Origin of the sequence: Pantoea cypripedii, from assembly GCF_002095535.1 — a bacterium.
Lineage (GTDB): Bacteria > Pseudomonadota > Gammaproteobacteria > Enterobacterales > Enterobacteriaceae > Pantoea > Pantoea cypripedii.
The window spans coordinates 2728904-2747798 of record NZ_MLJI01000001.1 but is presented as its reverse complement, the minus strand read 5'-3'; the positions used below and the strand labels follow the sequence as shown (position 1 = coordinate 2747798).

At 53.4% G+C, this 18895-nt stretch carries 21 protein-coding genes and 1 other annotated feature; of the genes, 4 read left to right on the top strand and 17 right to left on the bottom strand.

Annotated features, from left to right (window positions below; genetic code table 11):
* Positions 1 to 296 precede the first annotated feature (296 nt).
* Positions 297 to 1388: a glycosyltransferase gene (locus tag HA50_RS12725; protein WP_244193580.1), complete on the top strand. Its 1092-nt coding sequence runs from the start codon at positions 297 to 299 to the stop codon at positions 1386 to 1388.
* Positions 1381 to 2646, top strand: coding sequence for an O-antigen ligase family protein (locus tag HA50_RS12720; RefSeq protein WP_244193579.1), 1266 nt, complete (start codon positions 1381 to 1383; stop codon positions 2644 to 2646). Before HA50_RS12725 ends, HA50_RS12720 begins: the two co-directional genes overlap by 8 nt.
* A gap of 19 nt (positions 2647 to 2665) precedes the next feature.
* On the opposite strand, the gene HA50_RS12715 is transcribed toward HA50_RS12720, so the two are convergent.
* The 12 genes from HA50_RS12715 to hisL form a co-directional block, all read right to left on the bottom strand.
* Entirely contained in the window at positions 2666 to 3142 is a 477-nt protein-coding gene (locus HA50_RS12715) for a YbaK/EbsC family protein (RefSeq protein WP_084875980.1), read from the bottom strand.
* Positions 3129 to 3464, bottom strand: coding sequence for a helix-turn-helix domain-containing protein (locus HA50_RS12710; protein WP_084875979.1), 336 nt, complete (start codon positions 3462 to 3464; stop codon positions 3129 to 3131). The genes HA50_RS12715 and HA50_RS12710 overlap by 14 nt, the downstream gene beginning before the upstream one ends.
* Positions 3461 to 4777 carry a type II toxin-antitoxin system HipA family toxin gene (locus HA50_RS12705; protein WP_084875978.1) on the bottom strand — a complete coding sequence of 439 codons (1317 nt, stop codon included), beginning with the start codon at positions 4775 to 4777 and terminating at the stop codon, positions 3461 to 3463. Before HA50_RS12705 ends, HA50_RS12710 begins: the two co-directional genes overlap by 4 nt.
* 118 nt (positions 4778 to 4895) lie before the next feature.
* The gene (gene hisIE, locus HA50_RS12700) at positions 4896 to 5507 is read right to left on the bottom strand and encodes a bifunctional phosphoribosyl-AMP cyclohydrolase/phosphoribosyl-ATP diphosphatase HisIE (RefSeq protein ID WP_084875977.1); all 612 of its coding nucleotides are present in this window, start codon (positions 5505 to 5507) and stop codon (positions 4896 to 4898) included.
* On the bottom strand, positions 5501 to 6277 hold the full coding sequence (hisF, locus tag HA50_RS12695) for an imidazole glycerol phosphate synthase subunit HisF (protein WP_084875976.1): 777 nt from the start codon (positions 6275 to 6277) through the stop codon (positions 5501 to 5503). The genes hisIE and hisF overlap by 7 nt, the downstream gene beginning before the upstream one ends.
* Positions 6259 to 6996: a 1-(5-phosphoribosyl)-5-[(5-phosphoribosylamino)methylideneamino]imidazole-4-carboxamide isomerase gene (gene hisA / locus HA50_RS12690; protein ID WP_084875975.1), complete on the bottom strand. Its 738-nt coding sequence runs from the start codon at positions 6994 to 6996 to the stop codon at positions 6259 to 6261. Before hisA ends, hisF begins: the two co-directional genes overlap by 19 nt.
* Positions 6996 to 7586, bottom strand: coding sequence for an imidazole glycerol phosphate synthase subunit HisH (hisH, locus tag HA50_RS12685; protein ID WP_084875974.1), 591 nt, complete (start codon positions 7584 to 7586; stop codon positions 6996 to 6998). The genes hisA and hisH overlap by 1 nt, the downstream gene beginning before the upstream one ends.
* Positions 7586 to 8653, bottom strand: coding sequence for a bifunctional histidinol-phosphatase/imidazoleglycerol-phosphate dehydratase HisB (gene hisB, locus HA50_RS12680; RefSeq protein ID WP_084875973.1), 1068 nt, complete (start codon positions 8651 to 8653; stop codon positions 7586 to 7588). Before hisB ends, hisH begins: the two co-directional genes overlap by 1 nt.
* Positions 8650 to 9726: a histidinol-phosphate transaminase gene (gene hisC / locus HA50_RS12675; protein WP_084875972.1), complete on the bottom strand. Its 1077-nt coding sequence runs from the start codon at positions 9724 to 9726 to the stop codon at positions 8650 to 8652. Before hisC ends, hisB begins: the two co-directional genes overlap by 4 nt.
* Positions 9723 to 11030 (bottom strand): histidinol dehydrogenase, encoded by a 1308-nt coding sequence (gene hisD, locus HA50_RS12670; protein WP_084875971.1) that lies wholly within the window; start codon positions 11028 to 11030, stop codon positions 9723 to 9725. Before hisD ends, hisC begins: the two co-directional genes overlap by 4 nt.
* Positions 11031 to 11034: 4 nt before the next feature.
* A complete protein-coding gene (gene hisG, locus HA50_RS12665) occupies positions 11035 to 11934 on the bottom strand; it encodes an ATP phosphoribosyltransferase (RefSeq protein WP_084875970.1) in 900 nt (299 codons plus the stop codon).
* A 54-nt stretch (positions 11935 to 11988) separates the two neighbouring features.
* Positions 11989 to 12110 (bottom strand) — a sequence feature (His leader region).
* Positions 12086 to 12133 carry a his operon leader peptide gene (gene hisL / locus HA50_RS31085; protein WP_100396937.1) on the bottom strand — a complete coding sequence of 16 codons (48 nt, stop codon included), beginning with the start codon at positions 12131 to 12133 and terminating at the stop codon, positions 12086 to 12088. Its footprint overlaps the feature before it by 25 nt.
* A 180-nt stretch (positions 12134 to 12313) precedes the next feature.
* Between hisL and HA50_RS12660 the strand changes: the two genes are divergently transcribed.
* Positions 12314 to 13141 (top strand): SDR family oxidoreductase, encoded by an 828-nt coding sequence (locus tag HA50_RS12660; RefSeq protein WP_084875967.1) that lies wholly within the window; start codon positions 12314 to 12316, stop codon positions 13139 to 13141.
* A 71-nt stretch (positions 13142 to 13212) separates the two neighbouring features.
* Here HA50_RS12660 and HA50_RS12655 read toward each other — a convergent pair whose 3' ends face one another.
* The 5 genes from HA50_RS12655 to puuD form a co-directional block, all read right to left on the bottom strand.
* On the bottom strand, positions 13213 to 14139 hold the full coding sequence (locus tag HA50_RS12655) for a glycosyltransferase family 2 protein (RefSeq protein WP_084875965.1): 927 nt from the start codon (positions 14137 to 14139) through the stop codon (positions 13213 to 13215).
* Positions 14136 to 14495, bottom strand: coding sequence for a GtrA family protein (locus HA50_RS12650; RefSeq protein WP_167379248.1), 360 nt, complete (start codon positions 14493 to 14495; stop codon positions 14136 to 14138). The genes HA50_RS12655 and HA50_RS12650 overlap by 4 nt, the downstream gene beginning before the upstream one ends.
* 135 nt (positions 14496 to 14630) lie before the next feature.
* Positions 14631 to 15908: an NAD(P)/FAD-dependent oxidoreductase gene (locus HA50_RS12645; protein ID WP_084875962.1), complete on the bottom strand. Its 1278-nt coding sequence runs from the start codon at positions 15906 to 15908 to the stop codon at positions 14631 to 14633.
* Between the two features lie 24 nt (positions 15909 to 15932).
* Positions 15933 to 16490 (bottom strand): HTH-type transcriptional regulator PuuR, encoded by a 558-nt coding sequence (puuR, locus tag HA50_RS12640; protein ID WP_084875959.1) that lies wholly within the window; start codon positions 16488 to 16490, stop codon positions 15933 to 15935.
* Entirely contained in the window at positions 16487 to 17251 is a 765-nt protein-coding gene (gene puuD / locus HA50_RS12635; protein ID WP_084875956.1) for a gamma-glutamyl-gamma-aminobutyrate hydrolase, read from the bottom strand. Before puuD ends, puuR begins: the two co-directional genes overlap by 4 nt.
* Before the next feature lie 207 nt (positions 17252 to 17458).
* Here puuD and HA50_RS12630 point away from each other — a divergent pair, with 207 nt between their 5' ends.
* Entirely contained in the window at positions 17459 to 18877 is a 1419-nt protein-coding gene (locus tag HA50_RS12630; protein WP_208617317.1) for a glutamine synthetase family protein, read from the top strand.
* Positions 18878 to 18895 lie beyond the last annotated feature (18 nt).

The window sequence follows — 18895 nt, the reverse complement described above, 5'->3', positions numbered from 1 at the left end:
TGATGTGGAACCCAGCAGATTACCCTGCTGTGCGCGGCAAATCAAATGAGGCAACACCTTAATATCGTTATAATTTTGCAGGAAATGTGTCGGCCAGAATTTGACGGATATCAATCCAGTTAATTCCTGGCGTCAGGCAGGTTGCCTGGGTAGTACAAAAATGGTAGAAAGGCCACCTCTCCAGTGAGTCTTTATCTATGCTCATTGTGATGACCAGGGATAGTGCGAAGAAAGCGGTCAGAAATGCGCGGAATTTCGGGCTAAGGCGCTTGTGACCTACTTCAATGAGATAAAAAATGCATGACGCAAACCATAAAAAAATTCTCTTCGTAAGCGAAACGCTGCATGGTCATGGCGGAATGGAAAACGTCACCCGGCAGGTCATAAATTTAATCAATAGTGATAACGCGTTCAGTGCGGGCTTGTTCCTGCTGGATTCCCGGCTGGAAATCGCTTCAGAACGTTGGTTAGACGGGCTGGTCTGGGGCCAGAGCAGCAGCGTGACCCGTAATCCTAAAATTGCCCGCTTTGTGCATATTCTCCGTCTGGCGCGCTTTATGCGTCAGCACAAACCTGACGTGGTTATTGCCCTCAATACCATCCCCTGTATGCTGGCGCGTAAGGCGCTGCATCTTTCAGGATGCAAGGCAACATTGTATTCCTGGATGCACCTGCCGCCGAAAAATCGCTACCGCCCACATTATTTGTTAATGGCTGATGCCCATCTGGCTATCAGCGCGGAAATCAAATCTCAGCTGATTGAGTTGGGAGCCAAACCTGACAGTATTCATGTGGTGTTTAACCCGGTAAAAGCGGTGCCATTGGTGATCGCGCGCCCTGCTCACACGCGCTTTTTGTATGTTGGGCGAGTGCACTTTGAAGATCAGAAACAGCTGAAGGATTTGTTCGATGCATTGCAGCAGGTACAGGGCAACTGGACGCTGGATATTGTGGGTGATGGCTACGATCGGGAGCGTTGTGAAGACTATGCGCAGCAGTTGGGGATTGCCGCTAACCTGCAATGGCATGGCTGGCAACCTAACGCCTGGAAGTATATTGAAACACATATCAAAGAAGTGACCAGCCTGGTACTCACCTCGAATCATGAAGGCTTCCCGTTGATACTGCTGGAGGCGATGGCTCGTGGTATTTTTTGCGTCTCTTCCGATTGCATCAGTGGTCCATCGGAGATAATTTACCCAGACGTCAATGGCTTGCTTTATCCTGTGAATCAGGTTGGGCAACTGGCTGAAATATTGCAGGGAATTGCGGATGGCAGGGCGTTGCCCGATGCGCAGGAAATCAAACAAAGCCTCGCGGTATTTTACGAGGCAAATTACATGGAAAGACTGGAACGTATCATTGTTCAGGACACCCACATTGAATAACTCTCTTCCCTTCGTCGCACCTGCCAAATGGGTTGCGATGATTGTGACCATCATCTCACTTTTATTATGCGGTTCACTGGCGAGCAGCCTTTCCACTTACGGCTATGCGCAAAAAATATTCTATTTTGCCTCCTACCTGGCGCTGTTTTTGGTTGTTTATACCCTGGCCACTCCGGTTAATCGTAAAAGGCTCAATAAGTACGCCTTGCTGCTGTTTATCGCGGTTTTTGCCCTGGGTTTGGTCCAAATCAGCTGGGCGTATTATGTCAACAAACACTATGCTGACTTTACGTTAACCACGATAAATACCATAAGTAACTACCAGCTTGGTGGTAAGCGGTTGATACTTGGCGCTTTTATTGTTTTAGTGATCAGCGTCTATAACAAGGAAATTGCTGAAGTCAGTATTAACTGGTGTAAAGCGATTCTCTGGGTTGGTGCTGCTGTGGCGCTGGTGATGGGGGTGCATGAGCATCTGCTAACGGGCGATCGTATCAGGCTTACGGCAAATGTCGCGTCCAGCTCTTCTTACATGGTGATGTTCCTTTATTGCACTTACTTGTGGCTGTCAGTTAAAGAGGCGGGTCTCAGGTGGCAGATACTGGATATTGCTTTGATTGCTATGACGCTAAGTCTGGTGCTCCTCACCGGAACGCGGGTCACTCAACTGGCCTTTTTCTTTATTACGTTGTGCCAGATAAGTCGTTTTTACGGCTTATTAAAGATTTTGCAGCCAAAACGGAATCGCTTAATCGCGTTAGTTATTGTGGTTGCGCTGGCGGCACTGACGGGTGAGCGCTGGCTCCAGGGCATCAATAACCTTGAGAACTACGATTCCGATAGCTCGACCTCGCTCGGGGCGCGCGTTGCCATCTGGGATAGTGGTCTGCATTTCCTGCCGCAACATCTGGGTTATTCATCTCCTGATGAGCGTACCGTGACTGCCAGAGCCTTTATAGCGCGTGTTCATCCCGGTAATACTGAAGGCTACAAAAACGTGCAGTACAACATGCACAATGAATTTCTTGAAATTGCCACTTTGCAGGGCATGGCCGGACTGGCGGCGCTGGTATTTTTCTATGCGGTTGCTCTGTGGGTGTGGTTTAAACGCAGCGCCCTGATGGGGGTGTCCATGCCAGTTGCGACACTTTTCATCATGGGAATGACGGACTCGGTGCTGATCTACTCACCGACATCGATGATGTTTGTCAGCGCCCTGGCATTGTGTGCCATACGACCAAAGCTTCACCACCTCTGATATCCGTGGCGCGTGCGGCTTAAGCCGTTAAACGCGCCACATTCCCACCGCAAATAGCACGATAGTCGGCGGTTTTTAACACCACGGATTTTTCCAGCAGCCCAGCATTAAAGGCGATCTCGTCATAGCGCTCGAATAGCAGCGGATCAACCACCAGCAACAAATCCGGATGGAAACTGAACGGGGGAATGGCACCAAAAACGCAACCCGTTAGCGCATCGACCTCGGCCGGGCTGGCGAGTGAGGCGCGTCGTCCGCCTACAGCTTCTGCCACTTTGCTGAGATCTGCCTGTTGATCGGCGGGCAGCACCGCCAGGACATGCTGTTTGATGCCGTTACCTTTTACATGACACACCAGCGCTTTCGCACCCTGGCCGACTTCCGTGCCGCGAATCGCCGCCACAGCCTCACATTTGCCGGTGGCTTCATGCGTCATCACGTTATAACGCGCATGATGTTGATCGAGCAGAGCCAGCAATTTTTCATGGGTGGTCATGGTTGTCTCCGTGACGAACAAGGTGGGTGAGAAGGGTCTGCATCATATGAGGCTGGCGCGGCAAAACACCGACTTTTAACCCTAATGGCTTAAATGCGCGGCTTAATGTGGTGAGAGTGATGCTCTCTTTATTCAGCTCAACATCTGAGAGTGTACGGCGACTGATGCCAGCCAGAGCGGCATAGCGTTCCTGCGAGAAACCAAGGACTTTCTTGCGCAGTTGCATCAATAATTCTCCCTGCGTCATCTGCTCCTCGATAAATTTCTGCAACAGATCAAGTAGCATGGCCTCACGTTCGAATGGTGAAATGTTTTTTTTCATAGTTGCCATCCAGCAATGCGTTGATCAAGAAAATTAAAACCAATCCCCGGCATTTCCAGGATTGAAGCAGGCACACCGCGTGCAGCCAGCCGTGTTTTCAGTCCGCGTAAACTCTCAGCCAGCATTTTCATTGCCTGCAGAAGTTCATGTTGCGGTATTAATTCGTCCAGCTGTGCGGCAATCAAATGCCATTGAAAGTGACCCCCTTCTTCATAAGGCGATCCCCATTGGGTAGTACGGACCACACCTTCCGGATCGGCTTTCATCGGCGCAAAATCATATACCGGGGCCAGCCACATGCCGTCTGGTTTCTTTATAATCGCGCTGTTACGCCCATGATTATCAGAATTGCCGAAAGCAATGTTGAGCATGTCGCGTTGCACCCATTCAATAACCAGGCGCTTACGTTCTCTACCAGTGAGCTGCAGCTTTTCAATCAATGTGCGAATCACGTCAAAATGATTCAGATAGCTGCCAGGGGACTTTTCCATAATGGAATAGACTGACTCAAGGCCGAACAACACTTTTTTTCCTGCAACAAAGTCCACATCAAAGCGTGGAAGCCACAAGGATGGATAGCGCTCACCTTCACACAACAGCATTTTGCGGGTGCTGATAGTGTTTATACCGAGGGAATGTATCTCATGATAGAAATGGTATTCAGCGCGCAGAATATCGCAATCTATCTCACTGCGAGAACCGCGCGGATACTTCACCAGATAATGCGTATCCTGAATGTGTAAATCATCTTGCCAGGTGTCGATCCAGACTTCGCTGTTTTCTGTTCGCCGCAACAGTAATTTTGGTGCTTCACCTCCCGCCCCGGTTGCTCCCCCACTGGCGGCACCCATCTGCTGTGCGTATTCGAGGAAATCCGTATCACGTTCAATTGCCCATTCCGCTGGAAAGCGACGGGTTTTCAACTGACTTTCCTCAGGGAGTTGAGGCAAAGATTCTTTGACTCTCAGATTACCAATTGGCGCAATGGTGCCCGCTTTCAGTAATGCGTAGTCTTGTTCTGCAGGAGATTTAGATTGCAAACCCAGTTGCGCTATCCAGTAACGTCGGCTGGCACCTGCTGGCATGATATCGTCAATAAAACCAAACCATGGCTGGGAAAAGTGGCTACCAATCAGCATCACTGCATTATTCAGACTGCAGCTGGCGAGGTCATTACGATCAAGATACTGTGAAGCGTAGTCGAAGTCATAAGCGAGCAAAGCGGCACTCTCCCGGCCTTTGCGCGGCTCTTTCACGTCCAGCAGAGCGGCATCCTGCCAGAGACCATCAATGTATAATTGGAGAGTTAACATACCAGACCTTACTTGAGCAGTATATTGCTCAATTTTAGCTGGATTTGTTATTTTTGAGAAGCATGCTGCTCAAAATTCGCCATTAGCGACGATTTTGAGCAGCATAGTGCACAATTGGTTATTTATGGCGTGCACGCAGGTTATTGATGATGGCGCTCAGATTAAGGTCCTGATCCTGCAACAATACCAGCAGATGGTAGATCAAATCTGACGCTTCATTGGTCAGTTCAAAGCGATCGTTAACGGTGGCGGCGAGGGCGGTTTCAACGCCTTCTTCACCCACTTTCTGCGCGATGCGCTTGGTGCCGCTGGCATACAGCTTGGCAGTATAAGAACTGGCGGGATCGGCGCTTTTACGTTCGGCCAGCAGTTGCTCCAGCTGATACAGGAAAGTCCAGTCTGGTGCTGCCGGGGAGAAGCAGCTCGATGTGCCGAGATGGCAAGTGGGGCCAATCGGGTTTGCCAGAACCAGCAGCGTGTCGTTGTCGCAGTCCGGCGTAATGCTGACCACTTTCAGGAAATGGCCCGAGGTTTCGCCTTTGGTCCACAGCCGATTTTTGGTGCGCGAGAAAAAGGTGACATTGCCGTCCGCGAGGGTTTTCTGCAATGCTTCTTCATTCATATAACCGTGCATCAGCACTTCGCCAGAGACGCTATGCTGGACGATAGCGGGCATCATGCCCGCGGTTTTGACCCAATCCAGGTTGGCCAGTTGTTCTGCAGTTAACACGCGCGAATCTCCACACCGTTGTCAATCAGGAAGCTTTTCAGCTCACCGATATTAATAATCTGTTTATGAAACACCGAAGCCGCCAGCGCGCCATCGACGTTAGCCTGTTCAAAGGCTTCGAGGAAGTGTGCCATGGTGCCTGCGCCACCGGAAGCAATCAACGGCACCTTACAGACATCCCGCACTTTCTTCAGCTGTACCAAATCGTAGCCGTTACGCACGCCGTCCTGGTTCATCATATTCAGGACGATTTCACCTGCGCCCAGCTTCTGCACTTCCTGCACCCAGTCCAGCGTTTCCCACTGGGTCACACGGGTACGGGACTCATCACCGGTGTACTGATTGACGTGATATTTGCCGGTAGCCTCGTCGAACCAGGTGTCGATGCCGACCACAATACACTGCACGCCAAAGCGATCGGCGAGGCGAATGATCAGAGAAGGGTCAGCCAATGCCGGAGAGTTGATGGAGATTTTATCGGCACCAAACTGCAAAATGCGCGCGGCATCTTCGGCACTTTTGATCCCGCCAGCCACGCAGAACGGAATATCAATCACTTCCGCCACGCGTGACACCCAGCTTTTGTCCACCACGCGTCCATCCGAAGAGGCAGTGATATCGTAGAACACCAGCTCATCAGCACCTTCCTGCGCATAACGTTGCGCCAGCGGCACGATGTCACCGATGATTTCATGGTTACGGAACTGAACCCCTTTCACCACCTGTCCATCACGTACGTCGAGACAGGGAATTATCCGTTTTGCCAGCATGCAATAGCCTCCGAAACCGTAAATTTATCTTCCAGCAGTGCACGACCGACGATCACGCCTTGTGCACCGCTGACGCGCAGCGCGGCGATATCATCCAGCGAACCGATACCGCCGGAAGACTGAAATGCGATGTCCGGGAATGCCGCAGAGACTTCCTGATACAGGGCGACATTGGAGCCGCTTAGCGTGCCATCGCGCGAAATATCGGTGCACAGTACGTGTTTCAGCCCCACCGGCTGGAACCAGCCAATCACTTCTTCCAGCGTGACACCGGCTGCTTCCTGCCAGCCGCTGATTGCCACTTCCTTGCGATTATCAGCATCGATGCGCACATCCAGCGCCAGCACAATGGCATCGGCACCAAATTCGCGGAACCAGCTTTTTACCTCTTCCGGTTGCTTCACTGCGGTGGAACCCACCACCACACGGCTGGCACCCGCCGCAAGTAGCGCCGCAACATCTTCACGGTTACGGATACCGCCGCCGACCTGCACCGGCACGCTCACGCCGCGCAGTAAGGTCTGCAACAACGGGATCTGGCGTTTGGCGGGATCTTTCGCCCCGGTCAAATCCACCAGATGCAGCACCTGCGCGCCCTGCCGTTCATAATCTTGCAGGCGTGGCAACGGGTCGCTACCGTAATCACGTTGCTGACCGTAGTCACCCTGATGCAGGCGCACCACTTTGCCGTCGATTAAATCTAAAGCCGGAATAATCATCACATCTCCAGGAAATTTTTCAGCAGCTGTGCGCCTGCTTTGCCGGAACGCTCTGGGTGGAACTGCACACCAAAGAAGTTATCTTTCTGCAATGCCGCGGTGAAGGGCAGGCCATATTCGCACTGGGCGATGGTATTCGCATTTACCGGCATGGCGTAGCTGTGCACAAAATAGAAATAGCTACCATCATCGATGCCGCGGAACAGGTGATTCCCGGCCTGTGAGGTGATCTGGTTCCAGCCCATATGCGGCAGCGGTAAGCCTTTGGTATCCATCAGCGAGACCGGCTGATCGAGAATGCCAAGCGTGGTGATGCCGCCATTCTCATCGCTGCCGCGTCCCAGCAGCTGCATACCGAGGCAAATGCCCAGTACCGGCTGGGTACAGGCTTTAATCAGCTCGATCAGGTCACGTTCTTCCAGCTGGTTCATCGCTGCCTGCGCAGTGCCAACGCCCGGCAGAAAGAGTTTATCGGCACGCAGTACCACGTCAGGGTCACGGCTGACTTCCGGGGTATAGCCGAGGCGTTCAACCGCCCACTTTACCGACGATAGGTTGGCGCAGCCGGTGTCGAGAATCACCACGTTCATCACAGCACTCCTTTCGAGCTCGGCAGGGTGTTACCGTCCACGCGGATCGCCTGGCGCAGCGTGCGGCCAAAGGCTTTGAACAGACTTTCCACCCGGTGGTGATCGTTACGGCCTTTGGTTTTCAGGTGCAGCGTGCTCATCATGGCGTAGGAGAGTGAACCGAAGAAGTGTTCGACCATCTCAGTGCTGAGATCGCCCACGCGCTGATAGCTGAATTCAGCTTTGTATTCGAGGTGCGGACGGCCGGAGATATCCAGGGCACAACGCGCCAGGCATTCATCCATCGGCAGGACAAAGCCGAAACGGCCAATACCGCGTTTGTCACCCAACGCCTTCAGCAAGGCTTCGCCCAGCGCCAGGCCGGTATCTTCCACCGTGTGGTGATCATCGATATACAAATCGCCTTTGACATCGATATTCATGCGGAAGCCACCGTGCACCGCAATCTGGTCGAGCATGTGGTCAAAGAAGCCGACACCGGTGTTGATTTTGCTGCCGCCTTCGCGATCCAGCCACACTTCAACTTTAATCTGCGTTTCTTTGGTGTTGCGATTCACCAGCGCGTAGCGGTCACGTTTGGTCAGACGCTGCTGGATAGCATTCCAGTCTTCGCCTTCGGCTCCGTAGCGCAGGCCCTGGATGCCCATATTCTGCGCCAGCTGAATGTCGGTGTGGCGATCGCCGATCACATAGCTGTTAGCGATATCAAGTGCGCCCTCGGCCAGCCAGGCTTCCACCATCTTCGTTTTCGGTTTGCGGCAGTCGCAGTTATCTTCCGGCTTGTGCGGGCAAATCAGAATGTCGCTGAAGCGAATTCCCTGCGATGTCAGGATCTGCATCATCAGATTATGCGGCCCGTCAAAATCGGCCTGCGGGAAGCTCTCGGTACCCAGACCATCCTGATTGGTGATCATCACCAGCTGGTAACCGGCGCTTTGCAGCGCCAGCAGGGCAGGAATCACATTCGGCTCAAAAGCCAGTTTTTCCATGCGGTCCACCTGAAAATCCACCGGGGGTTCAGAGATGATGGTGCCGTCGCGGTCGATAAAAAGGGTCTTCTGACTCATGCTTGCTCCACGGGTAAGGCTTGCAGTGCGGCGATCAGACGCTCGCATTCTTCACGGGTGCCAATGGAGATGCGCAGACATCCCGCCAGGCCTGGGTTTTTGTTTTGGTCGCGCAGGATAATGCCTTCATCCCACAGGGCTTTAAACACTTTTGGTGAATCGGTGAAGCGCGCCAGAATGTAGTTGGTTTCGCTCGGGAATACCGCTTCGACGCAGGCAATCTGCGGCAACTGCTCCAGCAGCCAGCTGCGGTTAGCATTCAGTTGCAGCGCGTGTTCACGCATCAGCGCCAGACCCTGATCGCTCAGCGCCTGGGCGGCCACGTCGGCAACCGGGGTGGCGAGCGGGTAAGGGGCAATCACTTTCATCAGCAGATCAATCACCGGCTTATTCGCCAGGGTAAAGCCGCAGCGCAGACCAGCCAGCGCAAAGGCTTTGGACAGGGTACGCAGGATCACCAGGTGCGGGTAATCTTTCAGCCAGCCGGCCAGCGTCGCCTGTGGGCAGAATTCGATATAGGCTTCATCGGCGACAACCAGCGCTTTACCGGCGGTCATATCCAGCAGGGCGCGGATATCGTCCGGATTGATCAGGTTGCCGGTGGGGTTATTCGGGCTGCACATGTACACCACTTTCACCCCGTCCAGCTGGTCAGCAATTGCTGGCAGATTCAGCTGCCAGTTATCCAGCGCTGCAACGGTACGGTATTCGATGCCGATGGTTTCCGCACTGACGCTATACATGCCATAAGTCGGCGGGCAGAACAGAATCGCGTCTTTACCTGGTTCGCAGAAAGCGCGCATCACCAGTTCGATTCCTTCATCCGCGCCACGACTGACCAGCACCTGCTCCGGCGTCACACCGGCGTACGCGGCATAGCGGCTGATCACCAGTTTCGGCTGGCATTCCGGATAACGGTTCAGGGTTTGCTGCGAGAGTTCGAAAGGCACCGGCAGCGGAAACTCATTGGCATTCAGCCACACATCACCATTACCCCCCAGACGACGGGCTGATTGATACGGCGTCAGCGCGCGCACATTGGCGCGGGCCAGATCTTCAACATTCAGGCTCATGCTTGCTCCTTCAGGGCTGCAACTCGCAGGGTAACGGCATTTTTGTGGGCTTCCAGCTGTTCAGCGGCGGCCAGGGTTTCGATGGTGGCTGCCAGGCCAAGGAAGCCCTGCGGTGTCAGTTCCTGCACCGTCATACGCTTCTGGAAATCAGCCAGCCCCAGGCTGGAGCAGGTGGCGGTGTAGCCATAGGTCGGCAGCACATGGTTAGTACCAGAGGCATAGTCGCCTGCCGATTCCGGCGACCAGTCACCCAGGAACACCGAACCGGCGCTGGTGATGCTATCCACTAGGTCGCGTGGAGTGCGGGTCTGAATAATCAGGTGCTCCGGGCCGTACTGGTTGGAGATTTCAATACACTGTGCCAGGTCGCGAGCCACAATCAGGCGGCTGCTCGCCAGTGCCTGGCGCGCCGTAGCCGCACGAGGTAAGCGTGCCAGCTGTTCTTCCACCGCAGCAGCAACGCCATTAGCCAGTTCCAGTGAGGGGGTCAGCAGAATCACCTGCGAATCCGGGCCGTGCTCTGCCTGGGACAACAAATCGGAAGCGACAAATGCCGGGGTTGCGCCCGCATCGGCAATCACCAGCACCTCAGACGGACCGGCAGGCATATCAATGGCAGCGCCATCGAGGCGCTGGCTCACCTGGCGTTTGGCTTCGGTAACATACGCGTTGCCAGGACCAAAAATTTTGTCCACTTTCGGCACGGTGGCGGTACCGAAGGCGAGGGCGGCGATGGCTTGTGCGCCGCCGACCTGGAACACTTCTTTCACGCCACACAGCTGCGCGGCATACAGGATTTCATCGGCAATCGGCGGTGGAGAACATAACACCACGCGGCCACAACCGGCGATGCGCGCCGGGGTTGCCAGCATTAATACCGTTGAGAACAAGGGTGCGGAACCGCCTGGAATATACAGGCCAACCGATTGCACCGGACGGGTGATTTGCTGGCAGCGCACGCCGGGTTGCGTTTCCACATCGACGGCGGGCAGTTGCTGCGCGTTGTGGAAGGTTTCGATATTGCCCACTGCCACGGCCATTGCCTGCTTCAGAGTGTCGCTGAGACGCGCGCTGGCTGCCTGCATTTGTTCTGCGGTGACACGCAGGTTCTCCACCTGCGTTTTATCGAAGCGCGCGCTGAACTCGCGCAATGCGTCATCACCGTTTTCCCTTACCTGTGCCAGCACATCACGCACCACCTGGCTGATGCTGTCGGAGGCGGAAATCGCCGGACGCATCAACAGCGCCTGTTGCTGTTCGCTGCTGCATTGCTGCCATTCAATCGGGGTCATCAGGGTGCTCATTCGGTCACTCCAGCATTTTTTCAATTGGCAGCACCAGAATGGAGCTGGCACCCAGGGATTTCAGTTTTTCCATGGTTTCCCAGAACAGCGTTTCGCTGCTGACCATGTGCATTGCCACGCGGCTCACTTCACCAGCCAGCGGCAACACGGTAGGACGTTCTGCGCCCGGCAGCAGGGCAATCACTTCTTCCAGACGCTCACTCGGCGCGTGCAGCATGATGTACTTAGATTCGCGTGCTTTGATCACACCCTGAATACGCGTCATCAGTTTATCAACCAGCTCCTGCTTGGCTCCGCTCAGTTCACCATCGCGCTGAATCAGCACCGCTTTGGAACGATAAATCACTTCAACTTCACGCAGGCCGTTCGCTTCCAGTGTGGCACCGGTAGACACCAGGTCACAGATTGCATCAGCCAGACCGGCACGCGGTGCCACTTCGACAGAACCATTCAGCAGACAGGATTTGAACGCGACGCCTTGTTTATCGAGGTACTTTTTCAGCAGATGAGGGTAGGAGGTAGCAATACGTGACTTATCGAGGCATTGCGGACCGGTGTACTCGGCATCAACCGGCATCGCCAGTGACAGGCGGCAGCCACCGAAATCGAGGCGACGCAGGGTAAAGTAACGTGGGTCTTCTCCCTGGGCGCGGCGCGTCAGCAACTCTTCTTCCAGCACGTTTTCGCCCACGATACCGAGATCCACCACGCCATCCATCACCAGGCCAGGGATATCGTCATCACGCACACGCAGGATATCGATAGCCATGTTCTCCGCAAACGCAATCAAACGCTGTTGCTGAAGGTTAATTTTGATGCCGCAGCGTGCCAGCAGTTCGCGTGATTCGTCACTTAAACGGCCTGATTTCTGCATAGCTATGCGTAAACGGGTGTTATCTAACATGGTTCCTGTCCTCTTATTCAATCCTGTCTGAACTCAGTTGGGTTGCGTCAGCCCATAAAAAAACCCCCGGAAGATGATCTTCCGGGGGCTCTCTTTGCGCTCACACCACTGGAAGATCTTAAATGTCTTCCAGCACACATCGCCTGAAAGACTAGTCAGGATGATGGTGATGATGGTGGTTGAACTGAACGCGTGTCATAAAAAATTCCGTTGCTGAATGGGTATTCATTTGCGTGCTGATTAACCTAACGAAGATAACGCCTGCTGGCAAGAATTTTTTATGTCAGTTTCCGGAATTCCCCGAAACAGTTAGCGCTGGTCTGACACAGACGACAGCACTAAGATGAAATGTCTTTGAGTAGCGAAGCCAGGAGTCGATATGAAAAAGGTCGCGATTGTAGGGCTGGGATGGCTGGGCATGCCGCTGGCGATGGCGCTAACGGCACGCGGCTGGCAGGTGACGGGCAGCAAAACCTCGCCGGATGGGGTAGATGCGGCACGCCGCTGCGGTATTGAGGCGTGTCAGCTGGTGCTGACGCCGGAGCTGGAGTGTGAAGCCGACGATCTGGATACGCTTATGTCGGTGGATGCATTGGTCGTGACGTTACCCGCCAGCCGTACGGTGCAGGGCGGTGAAGACTATATGCAGGCGGTGCAAAACGTGGTGGACACGGCACTGGCTTACAAAGTCCCGCGGATTATCTTCACCAGTTCGACGTCGGTGTACGGTCCCGGTCCGGGGGTGATGAAAGAACGTAGTCCACTACGGCCAGAAACCGTGGCCGGTAAAACGCTGGTGGCGCTGGAGAACTGGCTGCATGATTTGCCGGGCACCAGTGTGGATATTGTGCGCCTCGCCGGGCTGGTGGGGCCAAACCGTCACCCCGGACGTTTTCTTGCCGGGAAAATCGATTTAAGTGATGGCTCGCATGTGGTGAATCTGGTGCATCTGGATGATGTGGTGGAAGCCATCGTCTTGTTGTTGCAGACACCGAAAGGCGGGCGCGTTTATAATCTGTGCGCGCCAAAACATCCGACACGCAGTGAGTTTTACCCCACGGTGGCACGTCAGCTTGGTCTGACACCGCCGACATTTGTGGCCGAGATCCAGGGGAATGTCGGAAAAAGCATCGACGGCAGGGCGATTTGCGATGAGCTCGGTTTCGAATATAGCTGGAGTGACCCCATGACGATGCCTTTGGGTTAAGTCATTTTATTTCACGGTCTTCCTTCACGTGTCGCCGCTGATTTTTCAGCGTGTGACACGTGAACATATTTTCATGGGTTGTTATCTTTATTTCTAATAATATATCTCGGCCTTTGCTTAGCCTCGACATAAATTCTTCCGATGTACTCACCTAGCACACCAATACCAATTAACTGAACACCACCAAGAAACAAAATCGACACGAGGATGGATGGATAACCCGCCACAGGGTTGCCCCAAACCAGCTTGTCGATAATCATCCAGATACCATAAAGGAATGATAATCCGGCGACGAAAAAGCCAATATATGTCCACATACGTAAAGGAAAAGTGGAGAAGGACGTAATCCCTTCAAGCGCCAGATTCCATAGCTTCCAGCCATTAAATTTTGTCAAACCGGCAATCCGCTCGGCGCGGATATATTCCACGACTGCAGTACGGCCACCGACCCATGAAAGAATGCCCTTCATGAACAAATTCTTCTCAGGCAGCAGTTTTATATTATTAACGACCTCACGAGACATAAGGCGGAAGTCACCTACATTCTCTTCAATCTGCGGCTTGCTGATCATGTTGTGCAATTTATAAAAGTATTCAGCACTTTTGCGCTTCAGGTGGCTATCGGACGAACGATCAACACGTTTTGCCAGAACGACGTCAGCCCCTTCTTGCCACTTTGCAATCAGACGAGGTATGACATCGATCGGATCCTGCAGATCCACATCGATAGGAATAACCACGTCACCCGTTGCTGATTCAAGTCCGGCAAATAATGCAGGTTCTTTACCAAAGTTACGTGTAAAGCAGATATGTTTAACGAGGGGATCGGTTTTTTCAATTTGCTGAAGTAACGTCTCGGTATTATCGGTGCTGCCATCATTGACAAAGATTATTTCAACATCATCATGGCCAAATCCCTGAAAATTGCGGATGGCATGGTAAAAAACTGGCAGTGCTTCCTCTTCATTAAGAACAGGAACAACAAGAGATATTTTCATTTATGTTCTCTGAAAATAATGTATTTAGAATAGATAAATCCACATACCAGGCTTGTTGCGGAGAAGACGACCAGCGTCACCACCGGGTTAATTTTCATTCTGTCAGCATATGAACCTATCATTACGGCGACCATCCCCATGAAGAACACATACATGATATAGCGAATGGTGGTCGCATTTGAGCCGAACGTCCATTTGGCATTAGCGAAAAATGAGAAGGTTACAGCAACGAGAAATGCAATGAAGTTGGACAAAGATTGCTGGAGACCCCGTTCGACGCAGATGGCGAAGGTGATCCAGTGGATTAACGTGTTGATCACACCTACCGATGTGTATCTTGCAAAGAGTTTCAGCATGGCAATGTTCTGTAGCAAGTGAGGTGCAGATCCTTACACTTGCCTGCCACTGAATCAAGGGATTGTTCATGCAGGTTATCATTTCATCATGGTGCATGGAGTTACTTGATCCTGAGGGAGCTTTCGCTCCCTTTTTTACACCCCCAGCCGATCCCTTAACGCATACCAGGCCGCGCCCATCGCCGTCAGGGGTATTTTAAAACGTCTGCCGCCCGGAAAGGGCAGGTGAGGCAATCTGGCGAAGGCATCAAAACGTTCTGCCTGGCCACGCAGCACTTCGGCAATCAACTTGCCGGACAAATGGGTGCAGGTCACGCCATGCCCGCTGTCGCCCTGCATAAAATAGACATTTTTCTCCAACTGACCGAATTGCGGCATGCGCGACAGCGTGAGCAGAAAATTGCCGCTCCAGCGATAACTCAACTGCACATCACGCAACTGCGGAAAGGTCCGTAGCAATTTTGGCCGAATCAGCGTCTCAATATCATCCGGTTCACGCGCGCCATACACCACACCACCGCCGTAGAGCAGGCGGTTATCGGCAGTCAGGCGGAAGTAATCCAGCAGATAATTACAATCTTCGACACAATGATTGTTTGGCAATAGCCCAAGCGCCTGGTCGCGGCTGAGGGGTTCGGTGGTGACGATTTGTGAGCCACAGGGCATGCTTTTGCGGCTCAGACGCGGTTCCAGTTGTGAGGGCAGGTAGGCATTTCCGGCGAAAATCACAAAAGTGGCACTGACCTCCCCTTGTGCGGTCTTCACCCGATTCGGCGTGCCATATGCCACTTGCAGTACGGCAGATTGCTCATAAATACGCCCACCATGCCGACGAATCGCTTCGGCTTCACCCAGCGCCAGATTCAGCGGATGCAAATGTCCACCGCGTTTATCCAGCAGACCGCCAACATAGCGATCGGTCGCCACTTCCCGGCGGATAGCGCGTTCATCAAGCAGTTCTAAATCATGGTTGCCATAACGTGCCCAGCTGGCTTTCTGACTGCGCAGGTGTCCCATCTGGCGGTTGTTGAGCGCGGCAAAAATGCCTCCGGGTCGATAATCACAGGCGATGGCATAGCGATCAATGCGATCGCGAATAATGTCCGCCCCTTCAAACATCATGCTGCCCAGCATCTTCGCGGTATCTTTGCCATAGCGCTGTTCAATAACATCAACATCGCGGCTATAGGAGTTCACCACCTGACCGCCGTTACGGCCGCTGGCACCAAAGCCAATTTTCGCCGCTTCCAGCACCACCACATCATAGCCAGCTTCGGTGAGAAACAACGCCGATGACAGCCCGGTAAAGCCGCCACCAATAATGCACACGTCACACTGAATGCTTTCCTGCAGGGCTGGCCAGGGCTGGTGCGCATTCGCCGTTGCGGCGTAATAACTCTCCACATGTTGCATCACAACCTCCTTATGCGCGGAACGTCAGAAATTTGCCGGAGAATGGGCGCTAACAATCCGGCACGGCTGATCGGACATATTGGTAAAACTGTGTGGCAAGCCGGTATCGATCACGTAACTTTCACCGGCGTACAGATGATAACTCTGGCCGTTCACCACCAGGGTGATCTCTCCTTCCAGCACTGTCCCGGTTTCTTCTCCGGGATGGCGCAGTTTTTCACCGGTGCTGGAGCCAGGAGCATAATTTTCCAGCAGCATCGCCAGTGCGCGCTGCGGTACACCGTTATCAATCAACTGCAACGACACCCCGAGGCTACCGATCTCGACACGATCGTCAGGGCGGATAATCACCCGTGGGGTATTATCCTGTTTGGGTTCGGAGAAAAACTCCGACAGTGACAACCCATAGACCTTGAGCAGTTTTTGTAAGGTACTCACCGCCGGGCTGACTTTATCCTGCTCGATGGTGCTAATAGCGCTGTGAGTTAAACCGGATAATTCGGCAACGCGGCGCTGAGACAATCCCAGCTCCTGCCGGAGTTGTGATAAACGTCGTCCGGGCGCCAGAGTGGCGTCGTTCATGGTCGTTTTTCCTTGTGATAACGAGCAGCAGCATGAATAAATGCTTCGAACAACCGGCGCGAAACCGGATCGTCGGTCGAATGCCACTCCGGATGCCACTGCACTGCCAGGGCAAACGGGTGCTGACGTAAACTCACCGCTTCTATCAGGCCATCGGCCGCGCGCGCCTCGATGCGCACCTGGGGACCGGGTTCGCGTATCCCCTGTTGATGGAGCGAATTCACCGCAAAAGCGTCAGCGCTACCGAGCAACTGGCTCAGCAGGCCATCCGCTTCCGGTTTTACCTCATGTACCGGGGCGTACTGCTGCTCCAGTGGTAGCGAATCATCTTCACGATGTTCCTGGAATTGATGCGTCAGGTGCAGGTAGCGATGCAGCGCACCGCCGTTAGCCACCACCAGTTCCTGCAAACCGCGACATATACCCAGTATTGGCATCTTTTTACCCATCGCGTGGGTGATAAGACCAAAAGCAAGACGATCGCGCGCCGGGTCGGCATGGGATTCCACCCCTGCCTCACCATAATGCCAGGGTTCAATATTGCTCGGGCTGCCGGTGAGCAAAATACCATCCAGCAGCGTCATACTGTTTTCTAATAGATGAGGGGCTTGCATCAGTTGATGTGGCAAAGGGAGGGGCAGGCCATCAGCGAGCACGATGGCATCAAGATACTTGTTATGGACGGTCTGACCCGGATGGCTGCCAATGTTGTTCTGGCACATCACTACGCCAATCAAGGGTTTGTCAAAAATAATGCCCATTACGTCTCCGCGTCGCTGTTCAATATTTTCGCCGATAATGCGCACCTGACGTAAAAGTGTGCAATATATTGTCAATCTAGCAACCGCCTGGCTAATCTTCAAACAGATTTGTTACATTTGCACACTTTTTGTGTTGGAGCTATGTTAGATAGGTGGCTGTTATTTTGAGCATTGCGCAAACCTGACAAACGGTAAAGGGCGGGTGGGATCATGACGAACCTCGTGGAAGTAGAAGACTTCACGCGACATAGTGAAGAGAAGCGAACCAGCGCGTTCCAGCTGGAGGTGAAAACCTGGCTGGAACGCCATCCTGAAACGCAGTATGTCGATATACTTTTAAATGATCTGAATGGGGTATTTCGCGGTAAGCGCATTCCCGTCTCAGCGTTAGCAAAACTGGAAAAGGGCTGTTACTTCCCGGCTTCGGTCTTTGCCATGGATATTCTGGGTAACACCGTCGAAGAGGCCGGACTGGGACAGGCACTCGGCGAGCCAGACAATATCTGCTTTCCTGTCCTGGGTTCTTTAATGCCTTCCGCTGCTGACCCCCAACGTGTTGCACAACTGCTGTTGACCATGTGCAACCAAGATGGCACTCCCTTTGACGTTGAACCCCGAAATGTCCTCAATCAGCTGTGGCAACAGTTGCGCAATCGCGGATTATTTCCGGTGGTAGCGGTAGAGCTGGAGTTCTATCTGGTCGATAAAAAGCGTGATGCAGAAGGGTATATCCAGCCGCCTTGCGCGCCGGGTAGTGATGAACGCAACATGCAAAGCCAGGTCTATTCGGTGGATAACCTCGATCACTTCGCCGACGTGTTGCGCGATATTGACGACCTGGCAAAACAGCAGGGCATTCCGGCGGATGGTGCGCTGGCCGAAGCCTCACCAGGACAATTTGAAATCAACCTGCATCACACGCGTGACGTACTCAAAGCCTGCGATCACGCCATCCAGCTGAAACGCCTGGTGCGCCAGGTAGCGGAAAATCATGGCATGACCGCAACGTTCATGGCGAAGCCCTACGAAGAGTATGCGGGCAGCGGGATGCACGTACATATCAGTATGCTCGACGCGGCCGATCACAACGCCTTCTCGCTGGATGATGGTAGCGATTCACCACTGTTGAAGCGTGCGCTGGCCGGGATGATCGATTTGATGCCGGCTTCCATGGCGCTGCTGGCACCGAATGTGAATGCGTATCGTCGCTTCCTGCCAGATGCGTTTGTGCCGTTGCAGGCTTCATGGGGACATAACAATCGCACGGTCGCGTTACGTATTCCCTGCGGCGATGTGGAAAATCATCGCGTGGAATATCGGGTTGCCGGAGCCGATGCAAATCCTTACCTCGTGGTGTCAACCATTCTTGCCGGTATTCTGCATGGTCTGGATAATCCACTGCCGTTACCGCATCCGGTGAAAGGCAATGGCCATGAGGCGGAGGGGCTGGCGCTGCCGATTCGGCAGAGTGATGCGCTGTATGAATTTGAGAACAGTTATCCGCTGCAAAAAATATTGGGGGAGCGTTTCAGTGCCGTGTGGCATAGCTGCAAACAGTACGAACTGATGCAGTTTGAGCGGCTGATCACCGCCACCGAGATTGACTGGATGCTGAAGAATGCTTGATCGCAGGAAGAATAGCGG